A 21,192-nucleotide genomic window follows, 5' to 3' on the forward strand; every position below is an offset into this window, starting at 1 on the left:
ATTATCAAGGTGTTTTCGTTATAAGCTCAAAACTATCCGAATCAGCCCCAAGCACAAAAGGACTAACCTCGCCAACACTATAAAGTTGCAACTCATGCATCGCGCGCGTACAAGCAGTGTAGAACAATCTACGTACGCTCTCATCACTGTATACATCTTCAGAAGCATCATAAATAATAACAGCGTCAAATTCAATACCCTTCGCTAAATAAGCAGGGATCACGACAATACCTTGCTCATACTCGGCTGAGTTACTCTTCACGAGTTTAATATTCTCGATATGACGGAGTGCTTCGTATGCAGCGGCGCTTTCAGTTGCGGATTTACATATAATTGCGATTGTATTGTGATTTTGTTTTTTTAGTTCGGTAACTTTTGTAGTAATATGCTCGTGCAGTTCGCTGTAATCAGCTACTTTCGTTACTGTAGGTTTCTCGCCGTCGCGTTCAAAGGCGTGAATGTTCTTCCCTTCCGGTACGAGAGCACGTGTAAATTCAATAATCGGTTTTGTTGAGCGGTAGCTACGAGTTAAGTTAATACCGTTCGTTTCATCTGGTCCGTATAAGCTAGTAAGTGTATTGAAATTCACTGCCTCACTCGCATGGGCAAATATCGCTTGGTTAAAGTCTCCGAGTACCGTCATTCTTGCAGCAGGGAAGAGACGTTTTAAGAACTCGAACTGAAACGGAGAATAATCTTGCGCTTCATCTACGAGTACGTGTTTAATCGATCTGTTCGTTTGGAAGCCTTCAATTAATTCTTTTAAAAGTAAAAATGGAGTCGCATCCTCGTAATATAGCTTTCCTTCATCAAGCATGTTCACCGTTAGAGAGCAAATGTCATCCCATTCTTTTGGTTTTTCTCCAGTAACCCATGATGCATCTGTGAAGAGTTGTTTATAGATTCCTGTGAAATTGATGAAGCGCAGTGTTTGAACGCCTTTACGAAGCGGCTTCAATTTTTTGCGGACAATCATACGTCCCAGGACTTTCGTTTCTTTCTCATAGTCATTAAAAGAGTTGTCGTCAAACTCGCCTTTTTTCTGCAAGTATTTATAAGCCTTTTGATATTCATCTTTACTAAGTAATTCAATTTCTTCTTCTACCCAAGGCTTTTTCAGTTCTGCTTTTTCAAGTGCATCTATTTGTTTATTTAGCCAATCCGTTAACTTCTCAATTCGACTATGGAAGCGGAGGGAGGAGTCAGTATTGTAAAATTGCTCTGTAATTTCTTTAGCTGAGGCGATTAGTTTCCCTCTAAATTTCATTCCTCTAAATAGCATGCCTGAAGTTTCAAGAGATTGTCTGTACGCTTTAATCATTTCGAAAAATTGAGTGGATGCTTTAAATCGGATGCTCGCATTTCTAATTTTGTAATTTGCGCTATTTGTTTCAGTTAGCATATATTCTAATTGTTCGTAAGGATCTTCCACATCAAATGACTTACTTAGTCTATGGTTTAAATATTCTTGGAATGTTACTTGCTGCATATTTTCTTCACCGAGTTCAGGTAGTACGTTAGATACGTAGCTATTGAACATAGAGTTAGGGGAGAAGAGAATAATTTGATCCGCTTTTAGCCATTCGCGATATTTATATAGTAAGTAGGCGATTCGCTGCAGGGCAGCTGATGTTTTACCACTACCAGCAGCCCCTTGAACGATAAGGAGTCGGCCTTCATCGTGACGGATAATTTCATTTTGCTCACGCTGAATTGTAGCGACGATGCTCTGCATATGTTTGTTTGTACCTTTTCCGAGCGCTTGTTGCAGAATTTCATCACCAATTGTGAGGCTCGTATCGAACATGGAATCAATCTCGCCATTTTGAATAATGTATTGTAATTTTTTCTCCACATTACCGCGAATTACGCCGCCTGGTGTGTTGTATTCAGCCGGTCCTGGTGGATAGTCGTAATAAACACTTGAAATTGGGGCGCGCCAGTCATAAATAAGAAAGTTTTCTCCGCTTGCATCAGTAAGGGTAGAAACACCGATATAGATTTGTTCTGCGGCAGGTTCGCCTTCTTCAGTGAAATCGATGCGTCCGAAGTAAGGTGCTTTTTGCATACGTCGCAGCGCGGCAAGTCGATTAAAGGTGTGTTTATGGGTGATTTGTGTAACAGCTAGTGACTGAGCTTGTTGTCTTAAGTTGATAACTGTTTCAAGGTAATCGTCAAAAGTATCTGTATTCACTTTAACGTCATCCCAGAAGTGTTTACGGATGTTGATTACTTCTGCCCGGCGTCTGCCAGTTTCGTTTTCCAGCTTATCAATTTGCTGCGTAATCGTTTCGATTACGGTATCCAATCGTTTTTGCTCTAGATCAAGTTTTTTGTTCATACGTAAGCACTCCTTTAAAAGTGAAAAATAGAGGTTGACTGAAGAAAGGTTTTGTTGTACAATTAAGATACGGATAAATACGTTCTGTGTATTTTAGAAAACGTGTTTCTGTACTAATTTAACATAGTTTCTTAATTTAATCAATAATGATGAGATAAACCCTTGGTTCCACGCGTTGTGAATCAAGGGATTTTTTGTTTTTCTGTAAGAAAGAGTTGCGATTTTATCGAGGATGATCTAAGTAAAGTATAGAAACAATCAGGAATAGGGGGATACTGATGGAAAAATATTTTGAGGAAGCACATCGTTTTTGTTCTCGTAATAGAAAGCACTTAGAAAAGGATGTTATATGTGGTTGTTTCTATTGTTTAGAAATTTTCCATCCAGAAAAAATTACAGAGTGGTGGGATGATGATAACACAGCAGTTTGTCCGCATTGTGGGATTGACTCTATTATAGGGGAAAGTTCAGGATTTAGAATCACAGAAATGTTTTTAAGTGAAATGCATAAAAGATGGTTTTAGTTAAACGAATGACAAAATAAACTTTCGGTAACGAAGATAGTGTAAAACTAACTAAGATTTTACACTATCCATAAAATGAAAAAGACATTATCCTTTCTATAGAATCGAAGAGTCAATCATGTAATTTCATTTACCCAATCTGTATACAATTTCCCCCTGGAAGAGGGGACATAAAAAAGCTCGGGCTTAGCCCGAGCTTTTCATTATTTCTTTTCGTCTTTTTTATCGTCAGCTTTTGGCTCTTTGAAAAGATCTTTTAAATCTTTATCGTCAACTTTTACGTCAGCTTTTTTGATTTCTTTCATCATAAGATCGTTCATGAATTGAGCATCTTGCGTTTTTTCTTGAGCTAGTGATTTTTTAATATCAGCTTTTGCTTTATCGAAAGTAGCATCTGCGTGATTATCAGTTACTTTAATAATATGGTAACCAAATTGTGTTTTTACAGGTTCGCTTACTTCACCTTTTTTCAACTTTTGAGCTGCTTCTTCAAATTCTTTTACCATTTTCCCTGGTCCGAAGAATCCTAAGTCGCCACCTTTTTCTTTTGAACCTGTATCTTCAGAGTATTGTTTTGCTAATTCTTCGAAAGATTTACCTTGAGCAAGTTCATCTTTCACTTTTTTAGCAGTTTCTTCATCTTTTACAAGGATATGACTTGCTTTAATTTCCTTTTTATAATCCTCGAATTTTGCTTTTACATCTTTATCAGTAATCGATTGTTCAACCGCTTTTTCTTGAGCTAATTGAGCACGTACACTATTTTTTATAGTTTCTTCTTTAATACCTTGTTGTTTCATTAGGGTATCGAATTGATCACCGTATTGTTTTTTCATTTCATCGAACTTTTTGTCTACATCTTTGTCTTCAACTTTGTAGTTTTTAATAAGTACTTTTTCCATAACCATGTTGTTTAGTACTTGTTTACCAGCTTGTGTCTTCATTTGATCGTAGAATTCTTCTTTTGTAATGTCACCAGCTTTAGATGTAACGATTTTGTCTGATGATGATGTTCCACATGCTGATAATGCGATTACACTTGTTGCGGCTAAGGCAAGCATAGCTTTCTTCATTCGATAAACACTCCTACTATTATGTATTTTTAATTTATCCTACACCGATGAATTTTAAATTCATAAGAGCCCGATTAAGTCTCACTGATACTTTTGCTTTTTTGTATTGGTAAAGCGCGCTTAACAGGGCTTACCGTGGCTGAGGATAAAGTTTTGATGAATGTTTTGTTCTATAGTATAAGCAATATGTACAAAATTTAATATATCATATTTCGACGCGTTTTCATATTGATAAAGAAAAATTAACCAGTACGTGTCAGATTTTGAAAGTGTGCCATATTGGGCGTATGCCGCATATACAGAATAGAGGAGGGGATGGGGATGAATTCTCAACTTATTTTATTACTTGTACTGTTTATTTTATTGGTTATTGTAGGTATAATTTGCTTATAGAGGAAAAAAGTGAGGAAGGGGCTTTCCTTCCTCACTTTCCATGAAATATAATTTCTATATAACTAGAAATTAATAAAATTGTTATACATACATTAATAACCCGAAAGACACCGGGCTGGCGGCTCGCAGCTATTTGTTTTCGTTCACACAGTGTATGTGTCATGAAATTCGTGTAAAATATAACAAGAAGTGCGAATGCGACAAAAACAACTGTTATAAGTGTCATGAGGCGAGACCTCCTTTTGGCTAAAATACATATACATATATTGTATCACACGATATTTTGTTCGTGTTACAAAATTCAGAAATAGAAGACTTTGTGTTAGAAAGTGAGGGAGAAAATGGACGTTGTTAGAAGATTAGAACAAGCTGAATACTACGTAGACCTACTATTTAAAATGATTGATGAAGAGAAGTGTCCATTTTATTCTTTGATCATAAAGAAAAAAGCTCGTAAAAAAGATATTGAACGTATACTAAATCTTTGTGAAAAACTGAACGAGCAATATGTAGTGGAGAAAGCAGAAGGGCTTCTTTTGTTCGATGCGCTGTTAGATCAATTTGAAAAAGCGCTTCCACATCAGCTCGAAGTACACGAAACTGCGGAAGCGCTAGCAAAACAAGGTTTATTTAAGCCGCTTATGAATGAATTCTTAAGCATGATTGCGAAAAAATAAATAGATTATTTCTTAACTAACTTTTGATCGGATTCTGTAAAGTTCTCTTCAATATCTTCTAATGATTTCTCAAAAATATCGATAAAGTCTTGTCCGTAAATATTACGCAGGATTGCAATCAGTTCGATATTTTCTGGGAACTTCCCATAAAAATTACGAAGTGCAAGAGCCCCATTAAACACTGAATTATTTTCAGGATCATACTCCTCCATTAAGCGAAGTAGTAATTCTTCCCCTTTGTCTGTAATTTCAATGTACGTATTTCGTTTATCATCTTCCTTTTTTGAGAATACAAGATAGCCGCGTTCTTCCAGCTTTTTCGAGAAGTTAAACGCTGTTGATACATGCATAACTCCAAACTTAGCAATCTCAGAAATAGAAGCCCCTTTTAAATGATAAGCGATTGTTAAAATATGATGTTCATTAATATTTAAATCGTAAGGTTTAATCCACTGCTGCCAATCTTTCTCTACACATTTCCATAACGCTTTCGATAATTGAGCAATGCGTTGGCTGAAAATCATCGCTTCTTTTACCGAGTAATCTTTTTCTCCACTTTTCATTTACTCACCCACTTTAACATTCTTTTTCATTACTATCTATTATGCCAGTAAAATAAAAATTAATAAAGTCTTTTTGTAAGAATTGTGAAAATTTTTTAACAAAATGACATTCTATACAAATCATGCATAACTATGGAAGCGTTTTATGAGTCGTGAATACATGCGTTGTCCTTACATGTTAATTGATAACATATATTGTAAATGCATAAAAACACGGCATATCTATACGATATGCCGTGTCAAGGTCAATTTATATAAAAAATATTTGTTATATGCAAAAAACTAAGCAGGAATTTGTTTACGCTTTTTCTGGAACAGCTTCTTGTAGTTTCTCAATTGACTTTTGGATGTCCAAAATTTCTTTCTCAATATGGCGCTTGTTTTGAGAAATATCTTGTTTCCAGTTAGAAAGCGTGTCTTGCATGTCATCTTTTAGTTCTTGAAACACTTCTTTACCTTCTGAAGCAGTTTCAACAATTTGACGCTTTAATAATTTCGTATCAGCTGTAATATCAGCTAAAGTCTTTTTAATATCATTTCCTTTTTCTTTTAACTTGCCGCGCATGTCTTTACCAGAAGAAGGAGTTGAGAAAAGAACGGCTAGTCCAGCAACTGCTCCCCCGCAAATAACACCTGTAATAAAGGATTTAGCTTTTGACATAAAAGGAGACCTCCTTATTTTTTGTTCGTATTCATGATGTAAAACAATATGCATATCTTTCTTATATGTGCTATGCACAAACAATCATCCCTGAGCATTTTAAGTGAAGAAACAAGCCATGCGGAATTTGATGACTTCAGGGAAGTGGCTTGTTATGTATTACGCCTTCTTATAGTGTCATTATTTCACACTATTTGCAATTGTACTTGCGATGTTTTGTAAATTTTCCATAGTGTATTCATTTTGGTGTGATTTCCAAACAGCACCGAAACCATCTTTTTCACCGTAGCGTGGAATTAAATGAAGGTGGAAGTGGAACACAGTTTGTCCAGCTTTTTCACCGTTATTGTTAAGTAGGTTAAAGCCAACTGGATTAAACTCTGCTTTAATCGCATTTGCGATTTTTGGAACGACAGAAAAAATGTGTGATGCGATTTCTGGCGTTAACGCAAAAATGTCTTGTTTGTGAACTTTCGGAATAACAAGAGTATGTCCTTTTGTTACTTGACTAATATCTAAAAATGCAAGCACATGTTCATCTTCGTATACTTTTGAGCAAGGGATTTGCCCGTCAATGATTTTACAAAAAATACAATTGTCTGCTGTATGATTCATTGATCTCATCCTTTCAAATATCCTTAGCCGTATTTTACCATAATTACATAAGAGAACAAACACGAAAAACAGGAAGCTGACTCAGCTTCCTGTTTTCTGAAGAGGGATTGAAAAAGCATTATCGTAATTTACGTTTCGCAGACACCTCATTTATTTAAGAAATGCACGGTAAATCGGCTAAAGTTTCTGCCGTAGACACCCCATTTTCAAGTGAAATGAATTGCAATCTTTTTTAAAATGAAATTGTTTATTTTTTAAAACAGTATATGCTCTTTCAGAGACACCCCGTTTCGAAAATGAAACAAATAATCTGGTTATGTGTAAATTTCATTGTCCAACATGGACACCCCATTTCATGATGACTTAACTATGTTGTTGTACTCATCAATTGGTGGTCGCTTTTTCAATGTGTTCCTTCTTCACTAATTATGATGTCCGCTTTCGGGAAAATATATGCTAATAAATTTAAATTTTTTTTTGAGTACATGGATACTATGTAGTACAGCATAATTTTTGGTAAGATGAATATAGAATGAATACTAATGAAGAAAGTGGTGTCGTATGAGCGAGTTATTGCGTGTAGAAAATGTTACAGGAGGATATACGAAACGACCTGTATTAAAAGATGTTTCGTTCTCTGTTAATAAAGGCGAACTTGTCGGCTTAATCGGTTTAAATGGAGCTGGTAAAAGTACGACGATTAAACATATTATCGGTTTAATGGAACCGAAAAAAGGAACTGTCACAATTAATGGGAAAACAATTCGTGATGATATGACAGCGTACCGTTCTAGCTTTTCATTCATTCCAGAAACGCCGGTATTATATGATGAATTAACGTTAGAAGAGCATTTGAAATTAACAGCGATGGCGTACGGCGTTGATGAAAAACAATATGAAGAACGTGTAGGACAACTATTACATGAATTTCGCATGAAAAATCGTTTAAAATGGTTTCCATCTCATTTCTCAAAAGGGATGAAACAAAAAGTAATGATTATGAGCGCGTTTTTAGTTGAGCCATCTCTTTACATAGTAGACGAACCTTTCGTTGGATTAGATCCGTTAGCAATTCAATCTCTTCTTCAAATGATGGATCAAATGAAAAAGAGTGGAGCCGGTATTTTAATGAGCACACATATTTTAGCGACGGCAGAGCGTTATTGTGATTCGTTCATTATTCTGCATCAAGGTGAAGTAAGAGCGAAGGGAACGTTATCTGAGCTGCAATCACAGTTTAATATGCCAGGTGCAACGTTAGATGATATTTACATCGCGCTAACAAAGGAAGAAGATTATGAATAGCACAGCGTTATGGAAAGAGCGATTTCGTCACTTTCTACAAGAAGTTCGTACATATAGTAAATACGTATTTAATGATCATTTAAAATTTATTTTCGTATTCATCATCGGCGCAGGAGCGTATTATTATCAGCAATGGTTACAAACGTTAACACCTTCGTTTCCAGCGGCGCTCGTTATGGCAGTGTTGCTTGGGCTCGTAATAACGGCTGGATCAATCCAAACGTTATTAAAAGAAGCGGATCTCGTTTACTTACTGCCAGTTGAACAAAAGTTAAAACCTTACTTCACAAAGGCATTTCTTTTTACGTTTATGATTCAGTTATACATAATCGCAATCGTAGCGGCAGCGCTTGCCCCGTTATATTTCCAGCAAATGAAGCAAACAGGAGCGGCTTACATATGGATTGTGCTCGCGTTTGTCATTGTAAAAGCGTGGAACTTATTCGTCGCGTGGGAAAAGTCATTTTTAACAGACCAAAATATACAAAGAGCAGATTGGTTCATTCGTTTTATTTTAAACGGCTTATTTGTATACTTCCTTGTAGAGCGTACTTCCGTTATGTTTATTGGCGGAATCGTCCTTCTCATGGTGTTATACCTTGTGATGCTGCATCAAATGGTGAAAGGAAAGCCGCTAAACTGGGAGTATTTAATTTCTGAAGAAGGTAAGAAGATGATGCTGCTGTACCGCATCGCGAATATGTTCGTTGATGTACCAGCACTAAAAGAGAGAGTAGCACGTAGAAAATGGCTTGATTTCATTCTGGCGATGATAGGCGAAAAGCGTACCTATTTATACTTATATACGAGAACGTTTTTACGATCTGGTAACTATTTCGGCTTATATGTGCGCCTGCTCGCTCTTGGCGGAGTTATTCTTTACTTCATTCCGTTTTTATATGGACGATTTATCGTAAGCCTTATCTTCCTATACTTAATCGGTTATCAGCTATTAACTTTATGGAAGCATCACCGCATGAAGATTTGGCTTGATTTGTATCCGGTCGGGGGAGAAGAGAAGAAGAAAGATTTTCTTACTTTATTAAATGCAATTCTTATTACAGGTAGCGTTATATTTACAATTATATTTGCACTTGCTACGAAAGATTTCATGATGACGGGAATTTTACTAGTCGTAAGCATACTATTTAGTATCGGTTTCGTTTATCAATACGGGGCAAAACGTATTGAGCGTTTAAATTGAAGGGAATGAACCTATGATTACATATGAAGAAAAGGTTATAAAAGAACTGGAGCAGTGGAAAGCTACATTCATGAAAGATTCTTCTATGATGACACGGTTCTCAAAGAAAGTGCAGACGAAAGTACAACAGCTTATTCCGGCGAAAGTACAAAAAGTATTAACAGAAACGATTCGGATGATGGTGCAAACAATTAGTGCCGGATCAAACTTTATAAAGCCGAAATTAAAAGAGACGAACTGGTCGTTGCAAAGACGAGATGATGAAGTACGTAAAAAAATGGATGAGTATAAAAAAATAGCAGCGGCAGAAGGAGCGGGGACGGGAGCAGGCGGTATTCTCCTTGGCCTTGCTGACTTTCCGCTGTTGCTCGGCATTAAAATTAAATTTTTATTCGATGCAGCAACATTGTACGGATTTGATACGAGCGACAAAGAAGAGCGCCTTTTTATCCTTCACGTTTTCCAGCTTGCCTTTTCAAGTGACGACCACCGAAAAGAAATATGGAAAGCAATCGAAACGTGGGATACAGAACAAGAAAATCATATGGACTGGGAAAAGTTTCAAACAGAGTACCGAGACTATATCGATTTAGCAAAAATGCTTCAGCTCGTACCCATAATCGGTGCCCCGGTCGGTGCATATGCAAACTATCAATTACTGCAACGACTTGGAGAAGTAACGATGAATTGTTATCGTATGCGATTGCTGAATAAGGATTAACAAGAAAGCATCCTAAAATTGTGATTTAGGATGCTTTTTATTTTTTATAAGGAACACTCCTGAATGAAAGAAACAAACTTAACTAGTTATGTTGAAGTGAAACCGTTAGATTTATTGTTTTAAATCAAAACCTTCAGATGTGGAAATGGAACCGATGTGATAATCATTAGCGTATTCAACAGCTGCCGAGAATGTTTTATTTTTATCATCTTTAACATGTCCTGAAATCCAAACACTTTGAAAGTCCTTTGGGGCAAATTTATGTTTAGTAATCTCTACATCTAGATTTTCTTTTTCTTTAAAATACTGAATGGTTGTTTCTTTTGCTTTATTAATGATTTCTTCCTCGGTATTATTTTCATTATTACAGCCTCCTAAGGTAGTAATAATGAAAACTAAATAAAAAAATCTTTTATGCAACATAATTCTCCTCCAATCATTGGTTCCTAAATTAGGGATATATCAAATGTTGCAGAAGAGAAACTTTAAAATGTTTTAATAGGTTCAAATCAATCTAGGTTTTTAAGAATTATTTGAGGGGCTCCTTTTGAAAATAAAAATAGACACCTTATTGTTAGGTGCCCAAAAGTTTGATACATTGCTTCTAAATTTTTAACGTTAGAAGTTGAGCTTATTGAATATTGATATCATCCTTTATATACATATTCAATAATTGGAATGAATATAAAGGGCCAACAAAAATATACTTTATTTTCATATTAATTTCAGTCATCATAACTAATACTTTCAACCTTATTTTTATAATTTATATCTGCAGTTATTTTACGGTTTGGATTATTTGTTACATGACCTGATACAAAAATCACCCAAAAATCTGAGGGGGCGAATTCCACTCTTGTCACTGTGACACCTAGCTTTTTATCTTCTTTAAAATGTTGGATTGCGATCTTTTTTGCTTTTTCTTTTAATGCTATTTCCTCATTTTTTTATCCATATTGTATTATTTTTTTAGAGAAAAATTCGTTGAAACAGAACCAACATTATAATTATTATTGTAATCTATTGTAGCAGTGAATTCCTTGCTTTCATCATCTTTGATATGACCAGTTATGAAGACTGATTCTAGATCATTAGAAGGGAACCTGTAATCAGTAATAGTTACATCTAAATTTTGTTTCTCTTTAAAGTAATTAATTGTTTTTTCTGTTGCTTTATCTACTATTTGTTTTTCTTTATTATTTTCCTGCATATTACATCCCCCAATTATTGTACTTACAAAGATAAAAAAGACAAAAAAGGTAAATTTTCGGATTTTAATTCTCATGTTTACCCTCCGTTGATGTTGTTCTATAATTTAGAATATACTAAATATCCCGAGGAGAGAATACTTTGGATAGCAAAAATACACAAGAAGTGTTAGATTTAAGCTTTTATCGAATGGCTAAAGATGCGTATAAATCAGATAAAGAGTTAAGAAATGAAATTACAGTGAATAATGCGAATGATGATACTTTACAAACATGGAAGGTCCGTGAAACATTCCACGACAAACAAACCGGAATGGACGCAGTAGTCTTTGAACGAGATGTCGATGGGAAAAAGCAAGTTAGGGTATCTTTCCGAGGAACAGAAGGGGATAAAATTATAGAGAAAAACTCTTTAGGCATTCCGATGAAACCAGGGGAAGGTATGAAGGATTTAAAAACAGATATAAATCATTTTGTTAATAAAAAAATTTATACGCTAAAATATTTTACGTAAAAAAGACACCATAAAGTGTCTTTGATAGACTTGGTAACCAAACACTATATATTATATTAATCTTAAGTATTATTAAATTTTTTAGATTTATTATTAATAATTTAATTTAAAGTTTTCAGAACGAGATATAGAACCTACCCTATATTCCCCATTACCAAATTCTACATCTACTGAGAATTCTTTACTTTTATCATCCTTAACATAACCATCTATAAATACAGTTTGAAAATCATTTGGAGGAAAGCTATGCCCTGTAATTACTACATCTAAATTATGTTTTTCTTTAAAATATTGAATGGTTGTTGCTTTTGCTTTATTAACAATTTGTTGTTCCTCATTCTTTTGATCTATAGTACATCCTCCTAAAAGGATAAGTGTAAAAATAATGAATAACCTTATACTATATTTTTTCACGAATAATCACTCCATTAATAGTGCGTTATATTCCTCTTCACTAAATTTTATATTCACAGAACATTGTGTGGTGAAGCATAAAGAAAAGGCACTCTAAAGTGCCCCAATTATTAGTTTTTAAGCTCTAAATTTTTGGTAGTTGAAATAGTGCCTATATGATAATTATTTGCGTATTCAACTGAAGCAGTAAATTCTTTCGTTTTATCATTAGTCACATAGCCTGATATAGAGATAGTTTGAAAGTCTTTTGGTCCAAATTCATGATCTGTAATTGATACATCTAAGCCCTCTGTTTTTTTGAAATATTGAATGGTTTCTTCTTTTGCTTTATTAATGATTTCTTCCTCGGTATTATTTTCATTATTACAGCCTCCTAAGGTAGTAATAATGAAAATGAAAACTAAATATAAAAACAATCTTTTATGCAACATAATTCTCCTCCAATCATTGGTTCCTAAATTAGGGATATATCAAATGTTGCAGAAGAGAAACTTTAAAATGTTTTAATAGGTTCAAATCAATCTAGGTTTTTAAGAATTATTTGAGGGGCTCCTTTTGAAAATAAAAATAGACACCTTATTGTTAGGTGCCCAAAAGTTTGATACATTGCTTCTAAATTTTTAACGTTAGAAGTTGAGCTTATTGAATATTGATCTCATCCTTTATATACATATGAAATAATTGGAATTAATACAAAGGGCCAACAAAAATATACTTTATTTTCATATTATTTTCAGTCATCATAACTAATACTTTCAACCCTATATTTATCTCTATAATTTATATCTGCAGTTATTTTACGATTTGGATTATTGGTTACATGACCCGATACAAAAATTACTCCAAAATCTGCAGGGCCGAATTCGACTTTTGTCACTGTAACATCTAGTTTTTTATCCTCTTTAAAATGTTGGATTGCGATCTTTGTCGCTTTTTCTTTTAATGCTATTTCTTCATTGTTCTCTTGTTTGTTCATATACATAAACCCTCCAATAAAAAATATAATTATAATTATTATTAATAAAAATCCCTTTTTTTTCAAAAAAATCACCCTCTCCTAATGATAAACTATATAATTAGAATAAACTATTTATTATAGGAGTGAAAGAATGAAAGAAAGTGCAGTTTTAGATCAAACTTATTATGATTTGGCAAAAGGAGCATATAGGAATGATTTAGGTAAAAATTATGAGATAAAGGATTATACAGATCAAAAAAAAGTTTTACAGACATGGAAAGTAGGAGAAACATTCCACGACAAACAAACCGGAATGGACGCAGTAGTCTTTGAACGAGATGTCGATGGCAAAAAGCAAGTTATGGTAGCTTTCCGAGGTACAGAAGGGGATAAAATTATAGAGAAAAACTCTTTAGGCATTCCGATGAAACCAGGGGAAGGTATGAAGGATTTGAAAACGGATACGAATCATTTTGTATTACGAGAAGGTGTTCATGAACCAGCAGCACCTCCTGTAGCAGGAACTGAGAATGCAGGTTCAAAGAAATATTGGAATGAAGAGAATGAGCGCTGGGAAACACATAATCAATTTGAACAAGCTGAAAGGGTCATGAAACAAGTAACGGATACATATAAGGGCAGGGATGATGTGGAGATATATACGACGGGTCATTCGTTAGGGGGAGCTTTAGCGGAATATGCAGCGGCATCTAATGACAATGTAAGATGTATGTCATGGAATGCGCCGAGTGCAAAACATTTGTTACCGCCTGATTTACAAGAAAGAGCAAATAATGGTGAGTTTAATAATAGAATTGTAAGTGTTGTTCACGGAAATGATTCAATTGGCTATGGACCATTTGGTGCATATGAAAGTCATATAGGATCTACTTATGCGGTAACCCCACCAATTTCGAAAGAAGAAATGTCAAAGCTATCATTACAGCAAAAGCTTGGGATGGATGTTACTCGATTTTTAAATTCGATAAGTGGCCCTGGTTATCATTATCAAACAGATCAAAACTTCCAATTTGGAGAGAATGGGTCTTTATCAAATAAATACTTGTTAAATGTAGACACGAATGAAAGAGTTTATGATTCACCAGGCGCGTTATTAGGCGGGGGAGAGATTCGTGTAGTGGTAGAGAATTTAGAACAAGCTGTAAGAGATATGAAGCGAAACGCGCAAGAATTTCAAGATAGAGTACCGAGGTTAATTTCTAATATGATGACATTATTAGAAACGGCTGAAAGTAGACGGGTAGAAGCTAAAGTAAATAATATACGTGCACATGTAGAGCATTTAAGTTTTTGGTACATACGAACAGCAACGGAAATTTCAGATTTTATTGAGAAGAAAGCCGATGATTATAAGAAGACTGATCAACAATATTAAGGGAGAAGATTAAGATGCCGAGAATTTACTTAAATGAAGAAGCATTGAACCAAGCTTTACAACAATTTGACCATATGATTCAAGACTTAAATCATAATAAAAGAGTTGTAAGTAATGTACATAATTTACTCTTATCAAGCTGGTCGCAACTTGGAGTAGGGAAAAAAGCCATTAGCGATTTAGAATCTTTTAAAAAAGATATCGAAAGAAGGATGGAAGAATTAGAGTCTGATAAAAGAGAGTTAAAGGGTGCGATTGATTTATTAAAAGCGCTGGACCAAAGCTATGATTATATGGGTCCTAAATATTAAATTACAAGAAGCACTCACAAAGGTGCTTTTTGTAGTTTAACTGGATTCAAGATTATTGTAGTCATTATTAAGGAATATGATCCTAGATCCGTAATGTAGATTGAAAAAGTAATATACAGGTTTGAATCAAACTTGCAAACGATAATTTTTTATTTTACAATTTACTTACCGACCGGTAAGTAAAAATAAGTGAGGTACAGTATGACGAAGAATTTACAAACATCGCAGAACATTGTAGAGGCATCATTTAAACTTATGGCAGAACACGGCATTGAGAAGATGAGTCTTTCCATGATTGCGAAAGAGGTAGGTATTTCAAAACCGGCTATTTACTATCATTTTTCTTCTAAAGAAGCGTTAGTTGATTTTTTATTTGAAGAGATTTTTTCTGATTATCATTTTGCAAATTACTTCGATAAAGAGCAGTATACGAAAGAAAACTTTGCAGAAAAGCTAATCGCAGATGGTTTACATATGCTCTCTGAGTATGAAGGGCAAGAAGGAATACTACGCGTTATCAATGAATTTATCGTAACTGCATCGCGAAATGAAAAGTACCAGAAACGTTTATTTGAAATACAAGAGGATTTCTTACATGGTTTCCACGATTTATTGAAGAAAGGCGCGAGACTGGGTGTTGTGTCACAACATGAAACGGAAGAAAATGCTCATACGCTAGCGCTTGTGATCGATAATATGAGCAACTATATGCTCATGGGATTCCATTTAAAGTATAAAGAAATTTGGATTCGAAATGTGAAAAATGTCATGAAGGAGGAGTAAAGATGAAAATGCAAAAAAACTGGTGGCTCGGTTTTCTTGGATTTATTGGGATTTATAAAATACCAGGTATGATTGAAGCTTTTCAAGCGGATGGAAGTTGGATGAAGTTAATCGGTTTCATTTGGTTACTTTGGTTCGGATATTTTATTCCTGAGAAGAAAGAAGATTAAATTTCAATTTTCTGTAAAGTTATGTAAAATGTAGATTAAGAGTATTCATATATTAGATTACTAGATTTGGAGTGGTTACATGGATCCATTGAAAAATGAAATTCACCCTGACATGGTCAAGGTGTGGAAAGTTCGTGCTGTAATTGAAGAAGGGATCGGTATACTCGTCATTTTAGCTTACCTTTTCCTCATGATAAAGTTTGATTGGTGGGCGTGGATTTTGTATGTAATGATTGGGCTGACAGTTGTGTTCGCACCATTTTCGTACTTCTTATTCCCGAAACTACGTCAACGTTATTACAGCTACCAACTAAATGAAGAAGAGCTTGAAATTCAGCATGGTCTTTTTGTCGTAAAGCGCGTATTAGTACCGATGATTCGTGTGCAGCACGTAACGATTGAACAAGGACCAATTATGAGAAAATATGGCTTAGCAGAATTACACATTTCAACAGCAGCAACTTCTCATAGCATCCCAGGCTTAACGATGTATGAAGCAGAAATGTTGAAAACGAAAATCGCAGAATTAGCGAAAGTGAGTGATGAGGATGTATAAGAGGCAGCATCCAATCACGATGTTATTAGAATTAAAAATAACAGATTTTATACCACTCATTATTTTCATGTTTAGCTTAAACGGAAAATTCCCGTTTTGGTATTTAATTCCCGCAGCATTTGGTTTACTCACCGTTTTTTCAGCATTTGAAAAATGGTATTACACAACATATTGGGTTGAAAATAACGTATTACATGTGAAAAAAGGTCTCTTCGTGAAAAAGGAGAGCTACTTAAATAAAGAACGTGTTCAAACGATTAATACAAGTTCTAACGTGCTCTATCAAATGCTCGGTTTAAAGAAAATTCAGATTGAAACAGCTGGTGGGGGCGATGAAGCAGAAGTTAGCTTAGCTGGTATTACGGCAGAAGAAGCGGCGGAGCTTATTGCTTTGCTAAATGAGCCAACTCCAGAAGTGAAAGCAGAAAAAACGTTAGACGAAGCAGCAGAAAATACAGTAGAAAAAGCAATTGTTACAGAGGAAAAACAAACGACAGAATATAAATTAACTTGGAAAGAGATTTTATTAGCATCTGTTACATCTGGTCAATTTGGACTATTATTCTCTTTAATCTTTTTCGTCTTTCACCAAGTAGATGAGTACATTCCGAAATGGATAGAGAATGGCGTAAAGTCGTATGTAATGGAACATGATATATATGGCTGGATTTTCATGGTAGCCATGTTACTCGTTCTTTCTTGGATTATATCTACAATCGGTTACGCGTTAAAACATGGCGATTTCACAGTGAATCGAAGAAATGACGAAGTCCGCATTTCGCAAGGATTGCTTGAGAAAAAAGAGCTCGTACTAAAATTGCATCGTATTCAAGGTATTACGATAAAAGAAAGTATTTTACGCCAACCATTCGGTTATTGTGCTGTGCAAGTAGAAGTCATTCAAAGTAAAGGAATGGGTGACGAAAAAGAAAAGGTTACACTGCACCCAATCATTCGAAAAGATCGAGTACAACAGTTACTCGCCCATTTACAATTACCATACGAACTGAATGCAAACATTATTGCATTACCAAAAGCAGCATTACGCCGCTATCTCATTGATAGTTTCATTTTCTTCGCAATGCTAGCAATCCCGCTTCTTGGAATAAGTATATACTCTGAAAAGCACTTCATCATGTGGGCATTAATTCCGCTCGCAATCCTTATCTTTACACTTGGATACGCAACATTTAAAACAAATGGTTACAGTGTTAACGGAGAACAAATTACACTTGTCTATCGTAGCGTCGGAAAATATACAGGACTTATTAGAAGAAGACATGTCCAATCAATGGAGAAGACACAATCATATTTCCAGCGCCGAGCGGATTTATGTACGTATAAGTTTTCTAGTGCATCATCTAGTTATAAAATAGAGCATACGAGAGTAGAAGACGCGGAGAGAATGCAGGATTGGTATAAGAAGAGAATGAGTGAGGAATAATTTGAGAAAGCTTGCCTATTCTGAAGGGCAAGCTTTTTTGTTATAGGGAAAAGAGTCGTTTAATCCATATATTAGTACAACTACAGCACACATGTATCAATACGTATGCAAAAAGGAGTATGCTTCTGTTTTAGGAAAATATGTGGAATTTTTGATATAAATGGTATACTAAAATACAAATAGTATTAGGAGGTTATATATGATAAGTCAGTTGAAAAGAGAAGCACTTGATGCATTAAAAGGAAGATGGGGATTAGCGGTAGGGGCAACTTTATTAATTGGAATCCTTATTGGAGCTGTTGAAATGCTAACAACAGGTATTTTCTCGGTATTTTGGGGTTGGGAAGAGGCAAGTGATTCACTTACAGTAAGTATTATAGTAATGATTGTTATTGGTCCATTAACAATAGGTGCCTATTATCTTGTTTTAAATGCAATTCGTGGGACTGATGCTCGCATTGGTCATATATTTAGATGGTTTAGCGATGGAAGTAAGTTGATGAAGTCGTTTTTAACATATTTACTAATGTATGTATACTTGACTCTATGGACATTGCTTCTTATTATTCCAGGTATTATTAAATCATTTTCTTATTCTATGACGTATTTTATTTTGAATGATCATCCAGAATATACAGCGAATCAAGCGATTACTGAGAGTCGTCATATGATGAATGGACATAAAATGGATTACTTTTTACTATGCTTAAGTTTCTTAGGCTGGTTCATATTAAGTATTCTTACTATAGGAATCGGTTTCTTATGGTTAGCACCGTATTTCTACGCGACATCAGCCGCATTTTATGAAGAGATTTCAAAAGAATATTATAAAAAAGAAGGCACTACTTTCTAATAACCACCTATCCCCTAAAGAATATAGGGCACAGATAGTTTAGATGTTCTGTTTAGGGGGATTTCAGGATAAGGTATAGGTTTTTATATAAAAATTATGCCCTCTATGTTTTAGCATAGAGGGCTATTTTTTTTGTGAAAGTAATGAATAATATATGTGAAACAAAAAAAGTGAGGTGAATGAGAGTGAGCAAATTTTTAATACCGTATTCGTTTTCTATATTAAGTTTCTTTATTTCAGTAACGGCACTTGATTTATATGATAGGATGGGAAACAATAGTGAGCTGGTTTCGCCGAACATAATCGGTAAGATAATTCAATCTACTGCGCAAATGGGAGTCCTTACATTATATTTCGGAGTACCTATCATTTTAGGTGGCTGTCTACTTGGTGAGCTATTGTTTAGAGGTATCATTTTACGATTTAAACTAAGCTATATTCTATCTTTATTATTATATTTACTTTTAGCTTTTAGTATTGTTTCTGTAACGATTGGAATTCCAACTACATATGAGGATTCTAATACTACTTTCATGGTAATAACTATGATTTGCGCTGTTACATTCTTTATGGGCCGGAATATATGGGAGAAAAAAGAAATGAATAATGGAGTAACGGAATGAAATATACATGTCCGTGCTGCGGGTATAGAACAATAGAAGAAGAACCACCAGGTACATATGAAATTTGTAATATATGTTACTGGGAAGATGATGAGGTACAGTTTAACGATCCTGACTTTGAAGGCGGGGCAAATGAAGTCTCGTTAAGACAAGCACAGAAAAACTTCATTGCACTTGGTGCTTGCGAGGAATGTTTTGTGAAATCAGTTAGAAAGCCGACTAGCGAAGATGTGAAGGATACTAGTTGGAAGCAAATTAGTTAAATAGATTTAAATAAAAATGTTATTACTCGATGTAACAAGAGTAATAACATTTTTTTATGTAATGATGAAAGAATTAACGGCGTCTTATAAGGTAAAATAATAAAGATGATAACGTAATAAGTAGGCCTGTTTCCAAAAAGGCTTCTAAATTAAAGGATAGAAAATATCGGTCGTTAAACAACATAAAGAAGAAATGATTGTAGGAAATACCTAACACTATAAATAAAGGAATACCGATTTTTAATTCGTGACTTCCTTTTATTTTTCTATAACAAAATTCGCCTATTAAACAAGCGATAAGAACAGGAATACTTCCAAGAATTGAAAGCATAATAATAGATACCCAAATCGGCCCCCATGAATCCGCATAATTTGGAACGCTTGTATACTGTAAAACATTCACAATGATAGAAAAAACAGTAAGCATATTAAATAACTAATAGAAAATTTTTTCAATGGAATCATCCTTATAAAATTTCACTTTATTTTTATGAAAATATAAACCTCTTTAAATTATAGATTAGATGTATAAGGATAATCAATTTTTATACATTTCGTGTTTATGGATATATTTTCGATGAATATAAAAGTATAGATGTATAGTCAATGTTATGTATTTGATGTTATCATATTGAATGATATGGAAATTTTTAATAGAATAAGTAACTAAAAATTCAAAGGTAATGCAGCTTTTGTTGTATAAAGAAAATACTTAGTAGTAATCAACAATATTAAAAATAAGATTCGTATTTATATAAATTTAGTAGAAATGGGGTTTTAAAAAGGAATGAGTATCAGCATAACGCGGCAAAAGATTTTGGCGGCCGCTTCTCAAATTGTGCAATGTAAAGGGGTTGCTAAATTAACCTTAGAAGCAGTGGCAAAAGAGGCGGGTGTAAGTAAAGGTGGATTATTGTATCACTTTGCAAATAAAGAAGCTTTAATAGAAGGTATGATAGTCAGAGGGATAGAGGATAATGAGGGCGCTATTTACAATAAAGTAGCGGAAGACTCAGAGAGGAAAGGGAGATGGGTTCGCTCTTTTGTAGAGGAAAGATTAAGTAATGAGAGAAGAACAGAAGAGTTGTCTAGTAGTATGATGGCAGCATTCATGTTAAAACCTGAATTACTTGAGCCATTACAACAATCATTTCAGCAACTGCAAAAGAATATAGAAAACGATGAGATAGATTCAGTTTGTGCAACAATTATTAGATTAGCAGCAGATGGATTATGGTATTCGGAATATTTAGGGGTTGGCAGACTAAGCCCCGAGTTAAGAGAAAAAGTGATTCAAGCTCTTATTAGTAATTCATATAAATAGAATATACGAACTATATAATGCGAAAACAATTCACCATTACTTATTTAATGTAGTGGTGAATTGTTTTTTTTATTAGAAAAATAGAACAATTTTATAGAGTATTGAATTATAACCGTCCAGACGGTATAGTAATATTTGGTTTAAGAGGAAAATGAAACAAAAAAAGAATAAAAGATATTTTTAGCACACTATTCGAAAGGATAGGCCGCAAAGCTTAGAGTCTACGGTAATACATATTGGTTACTAAGATCGTCTGGTTGCACATTTTTGATGCAACCGGACGGTCTTTTTTTGTTAT

At 34.4% G+C, this 21,192-nt stretch carries 26 protein-coding genes, 2 pseudogenes and 1 riboswitch; of the genes and pseudogenes, 16 read left to right on the top strand and 12 right to left on the bottom strand.

Annotated features, from left to right (window positions below; all coding sequences use genetic code 11):
* Positions 1 to 4: 4 nt before the first annotated feature.
* A complete protein-coding gene (gene helD, locus AC3EMB_RS05540; protein WP_488517561.1) occupies positions 5 to 2,341 on the bottom strand; it encodes an RNA polymerase recycling motor HelD in 2,337 nt (778 codons plus the stop codon).
* A 278-nt stretch (positions 2,342 to 2,619) separates the two neighbouring features.
* On the opposite strand from helD, the gene AC3EMB_RS05545 reads away from it, so the two are divergent.
* On the top strand, positions 2,620 to 2,865 hold the full coding sequence (locus AC3EMB_RS05545; RefSeq protein WP_000417115.1) for a hypothetical protein: 246 nt from the start codon (positions 2,620 to 2,622) through the stop codon (positions 2,863 to 2,865).
* Between the two features lie 203 nt (positions 2,866 to 3,068).
* On the opposite strand, the gene prsA is transcribed toward AC3EMB_RS05545, so the two are convergent.
* Together prsA and AC3EMB_RS05555 are read right to left on the bottom strand one after the other, a co-directional pair.
* Positions 3,069 to 3,938 carry a peptidylprolyl isomerase PrsA gene (gene prsA, locus AC3EMB_RS05550; RefSeq protein ID WP_000710064.1) on the bottom strand — a complete coding sequence of 290 codons (870 nt, stop codon included), beginning with the start codon at positions 3,936 to 3,938 and terminating at the stop codon, positions 3,069 to 3,071.
* Positions 3,939 to 4,362: 424 nt separating this feature from the next.
* Positions 4,363 to 4,557 (bottom strand): hypothetical protein, encoded by a 195-nt coding sequence (locus AC3EMB_RS05555; RefSeq protein ID WP_000172690.1) that lies wholly within the window; start codon positions 4,555 to 4,557, stop codon positions 4,363 to 4,365.
* A 115-nt stretch (positions 4,558 to 4,672) separates the two neighbouring features.
* Between AC3EMB_RS05555 and AC3EMB_RS05560 the strand changes: the two genes are divergently transcribed.
* On the top strand, positions 4,673 to 5,008 hold the full coding sequence (locus AC3EMB_RS05560) for a DUF1878 family protein (RefSeq protein ID WP_000383655.1): 336 nt from the start codon (positions 4,673 to 4,675) through the stop codon (positions 5,006 to 5,008).
* Between the two features lie 5 nt (positions 5,009 to 5,013).
* On the opposite strand, the gene AC3EMB_RS05565 is transcribed toward AC3EMB_RS05560, so the two are convergent.
* The 3 genes from AC3EMB_RS05565 to AC3EMB_RS05575 all read right to left on the bottom strand — a co-directional run bounded on the left by AC3EMB_RS05565 (position 5,014) and on the right by AC3EMB_RS05575 (position 6,847).
* Positions 5,014 to 5,571 (bottom strand): HTH-type transcriptional regulator Hpr, encoded by a 558-nt coding sequence (locus tag AC3EMB_RS05565; RefSeq protein WP_000834924.1) that lies wholly within the window; start codon positions 5,569 to 5,571, stop codon positions 5,014 to 5,016.
* A 298-nt stretch (positions 5,572 to 5,869) separates the two neighbouring features.
* A complete protein-coding gene (locus AC3EMB_RS05570; RefSeq protein WP_000030302.1) occupies positions 5,870 to 6,232 on the bottom strand; it encodes a YtxH domain-containing protein in 363 nt (120 codons plus the stop codon).
* Between the two features lie 180 nt (positions 6,233 to 6,412).
* The gene (locus tag AC3EMB_RS05575) at positions 6,413 to 6,847 is read right to left on the bottom strand and encodes an HIT family protein (protein ID WP_001016835.1); all 435 of its coding nucleotides are present in this window, start codon (positions 6,845 to 6,847) and stop codon (positions 6,413 to 6,415) included.
* Between the two features lie 561 nt (positions 6,848 to 7,408).
* On the opposite strand from AC3EMB_RS05575, the gene ecsA reads away from it, so the two are divergent.
* From ecsA to ecsC, 3 genes are read left to right on the top strand one after another with little or no spacing between them, the layout of a single operon-like run.
* Complete coding sequence (gene ecsA / locus AC3EMB_RS05580) at positions 7,409 to 8,152, top strand: ABC transporter ATP-binding protein EcsA (RefSeq protein ID WP_001292598.1); 744 nt, start codon at positions 7,409 to 7,411, stop codon at positions 8,150 to 8,152.
* Positions 8,145 to 9,356: an ABC transporter permease EcsB gene (ecsB, locus tag AC3EMB_RS05585; protein WP_488517562.1), complete on the top strand. Its 1,212-nt coding sequence runs from the start codon at positions 8,145 to 8,147 to the stop codon at positions 9,354 to 9,356. The genes ecsA and ecsB overlap by 8 nt, the downstream gene beginning before the upstream one ends.
* Before the next feature lie 13 nt (positions 9,357 to 9,369).
* Complete coding sequence (gene ecsC, locus AC3EMB_RS05590) at positions 9,370 to 10,077, top strand: ecs operon protein EcsC (RefSeq protein ID WP_000634129.1); 708 nt, start codon at positions 9,370 to 9,372, stop codon at positions 10,075 to 10,077.
* A 111-nt stretch (positions 10,078 to 10,188) separates the two neighbouring features.
* Here ecsC and AC3EMB_RS05595 read toward each other — a convergent pair whose 3' ends face one another.
* Positions 10,189 to 10,500: a DUF1433 domain-containing protein gene (locus AC3EMB_RS05595; protein ID WP_488517563.1), complete on the bottom strand. Its 312-nt coding sequence runs from the start codon at positions 10,498 to 10,500 to the stop codon at positions 10,189 to 10,191.
* A 538-nt stretch (positions 10,501 to 11,038) separates the two neighbouring features.
* On the bottom strand, positions 11,039 to 11,362 hold the full coding sequence (locus tag AC3EMB_RS05600) for a hypothetical protein (protein ID WP_001220548.1): 324 nt from the start codon (positions 11,360 to 11,362) through the stop codon (positions 11,039 to 11,041).
* A 113-nt stretch (positions 11,363 to 11,475) separates the two neighbouring features.
* On the opposite strand from AC3EMB_RS05600, the pseudogene AC3EMB_RS05605 reads away from it, so the two are divergent.
* Positions 11,476 to 11,763 (top strand): annotated as a pseudogene (locus AC3EMB_RS05605) (lipase family protein); the annotation flags it as partial.
* Positions 11,764 to 11,892: 129 nt separating this feature from the next.
* On the opposite strand, the gene AC3EMB_RS05610 reads toward AC3EMB_RS05605, so the two are convergent.
* The 3 genes from AC3EMB_RS05610 to AC3EMB_RS05620 all read right to left on the bottom strand — a co-directional run bounded on the left by AC3EMB_RS05610 (position 11,893) and on the right by AC3EMB_RS05620 (position 13,189).
* On the bottom strand, positions 11,893 to 12,213 hold the full coding sequence (locus AC3EMB_RS05610) for a hypothetical protein (protein ID WP_488517564.1): 321 nt from the start codon (positions 12,211 to 12,213) through the stop codon (positions 11,893 to 11,895).
* 110 nt (positions 12,214 to 12,323) lie between these two features.
* The gene (locus AC3EMB_RS05615) at positions 12,324 to 12,644 is read right to left on the bottom strand and encodes a DUF1433 domain-containing protein (protein ID WP_488517565.1); all 321 of its coding nucleotides are present in this window, start codon (positions 12,642 to 12,644) and stop codon (positions 12,324 to 12,326) included.
* Between the two features lie 302 nt (positions 12,645 to 12,946).
* Entirely contained in the window at positions 12,947 to 13,189 is a 243-nt protein-coding gene (locus tag AC3EMB_RS05620; RefSeq protein WP_223259179.1) for a hypothetical protein, read from the bottom strand.
* Between the two features lie 133 nt (positions 13,190 to 13,322).
* Here AC3EMB_RS05620 and AC3EMB_RS05625 point away from each other — a divergent pair, with 133 nt between their 5' ends.
* The 9 genes from AC3EMB_RS05625 to AC3EMB_RS05665 all read left to right on the top strand — a co-directional run bounded on the left by AC3EMB_RS05625 (position 13,323) and on the right by AC3EMB_RS05665 (position 19,570).
* A complete protein-coding gene (locus AC3EMB_RS05625) occupies positions 13,323 to 14,567 on the top strand; it encodes a lipase family protein (RefSeq protein WP_488517566.1) in 1,245 nt (414 codons plus the stop codon).
* Between the two features lie 14 nt (positions 14,568 to 14,581).
* A complete protein-coding gene (locus AC3EMB_RS05630) occupies positions 14,582 to 14,878 on the top strand; it encodes a hypothetical protein (protein ID WP_001137435.1) in 297 nt (98 codons plus the stop codon).
* A gap of 201 nt (positions 14,879 to 15,079) precedes the next feature.
* Positions 15,080 to 15,661: a TetR/AcrR family transcriptional regulator gene (locus AC3EMB_RS05635; RefSeq protein ID WP_016082590.1), complete on the top strand. Its 582-nt coding sequence runs from the start codon at positions 15,080 to 15,082 to the stop codon at positions 15,659 to 15,661.
* A 2-nt stretch (positions 15,662 to 15,663) separates the two neighbouring features.
* A complete protein-coding gene (locus tag AC3EMB_RS05640) occupies positions 15,664 to 15,831 on the top strand; it encodes a hypothetical protein (RefSeq protein ID WP_000783808.1) in 168 nt (55 codons plus the stop codon).
* A gap of 79 nt (positions 15,832 to 15,910) precedes the next feature.
* A complete protein-coding gene (locus tag AC3EMB_RS05645) occupies positions 15,911 to 16,387 on the top strand; it encodes a PH domain-containing protein (RefSeq protein ID WP_000371358.1) in 477 nt (158 codons plus the stop codon).
* Complete coding sequence (locus AC3EMB_RS05650; protein WP_488517567.1) at positions 16,380 to 17,831, top strand: PH domain-containing protein; 1,452 nt, start codon at positions 16,380 to 16,382, stop codon at positions 17,829 to 17,831. Before AC3EMB_RS05645 ends, AC3EMB_RS05650 begins: the two co-directional genes overlap by 8 nt.
* Positions 17,832 to 18,030: 199 nt before the next feature.
* Positions 18,031 to 18,684, top strand: a complete 654-nt coding sequence (locus AC3EMB_RS05655; RefSeq protein ID WP_488517568.1) for a DUF975 family protein — start codon at positions 18,031 to 18,033, stop codon at positions 18,682 to 18,684.
* A 179-nt stretch (positions 18,685 to 18,863) separates the two neighbouring features.
* Positions 18,864 to 19,307, top strand: a complete 444-nt coding sequence (locus tag AC3EMB_RS05660) for a hypothetical protein (RefSeq protein ID WP_078400421.1) — start codon at positions 18,864 to 18,866, stop codon at positions 19,305 to 19,307.
* The gene (locus tag AC3EMB_RS05665) at positions 19,304 to 19,570 is read left to right on the top strand and encodes a CPCC family cysteine-rich protein (protein ID WP_488517569.1); all 267 of its coding nucleotides are present in this window, start codon (positions 19,304 to 19,306) and stop codon (positions 19,568 to 19,570) included. The genes AC3EMB_RS05660 and AC3EMB_RS05665 overlap by 4 nt, the downstream gene beginning before the upstream one ends.
* Positions 19,571 to 19,643: 73 nt before the next feature.
* Here the strand turns inward: AC3EMB_RS05665 and AC3EMB_RS05670 are convergent.
* A pseudogene (locus tag AC3EMB_RS05670) lies at positions 19,644 to 20,026 on the bottom strand (hypothetical protein).
* Between the two features lie 331 nt (positions 20,027 to 20,357).
* Here AC3EMB_RS05670 and AC3EMB_RS05675 point away from each other — a divergent pair.
* The gene (locus AC3EMB_RS05675; RefSeq protein ID WP_000028013.1) at positions 20,358 to 20,894 is read left to right on the top strand and encodes a TetR/AcrR family transcriptional regulator; all 537 of its coding nucleotides are present in this window, start codon (positions 20,358 to 20,360) and stop codon (positions 20,892 to 20,894) included.
* A gap of 172 nt (positions 20,895 to 21,066) precedes the next feature.
* A riboswitch (cyclic di-GMP riboswitch) is annotated at positions 21,067 to 21,159 on the top strand.
* Positions 21,160 to 21,192 lie beyond the last annotated feature (33 nt).

The sequence above is a fragment of the Bacillus sp. LQ16 genome (assembly GCF_057784645.1).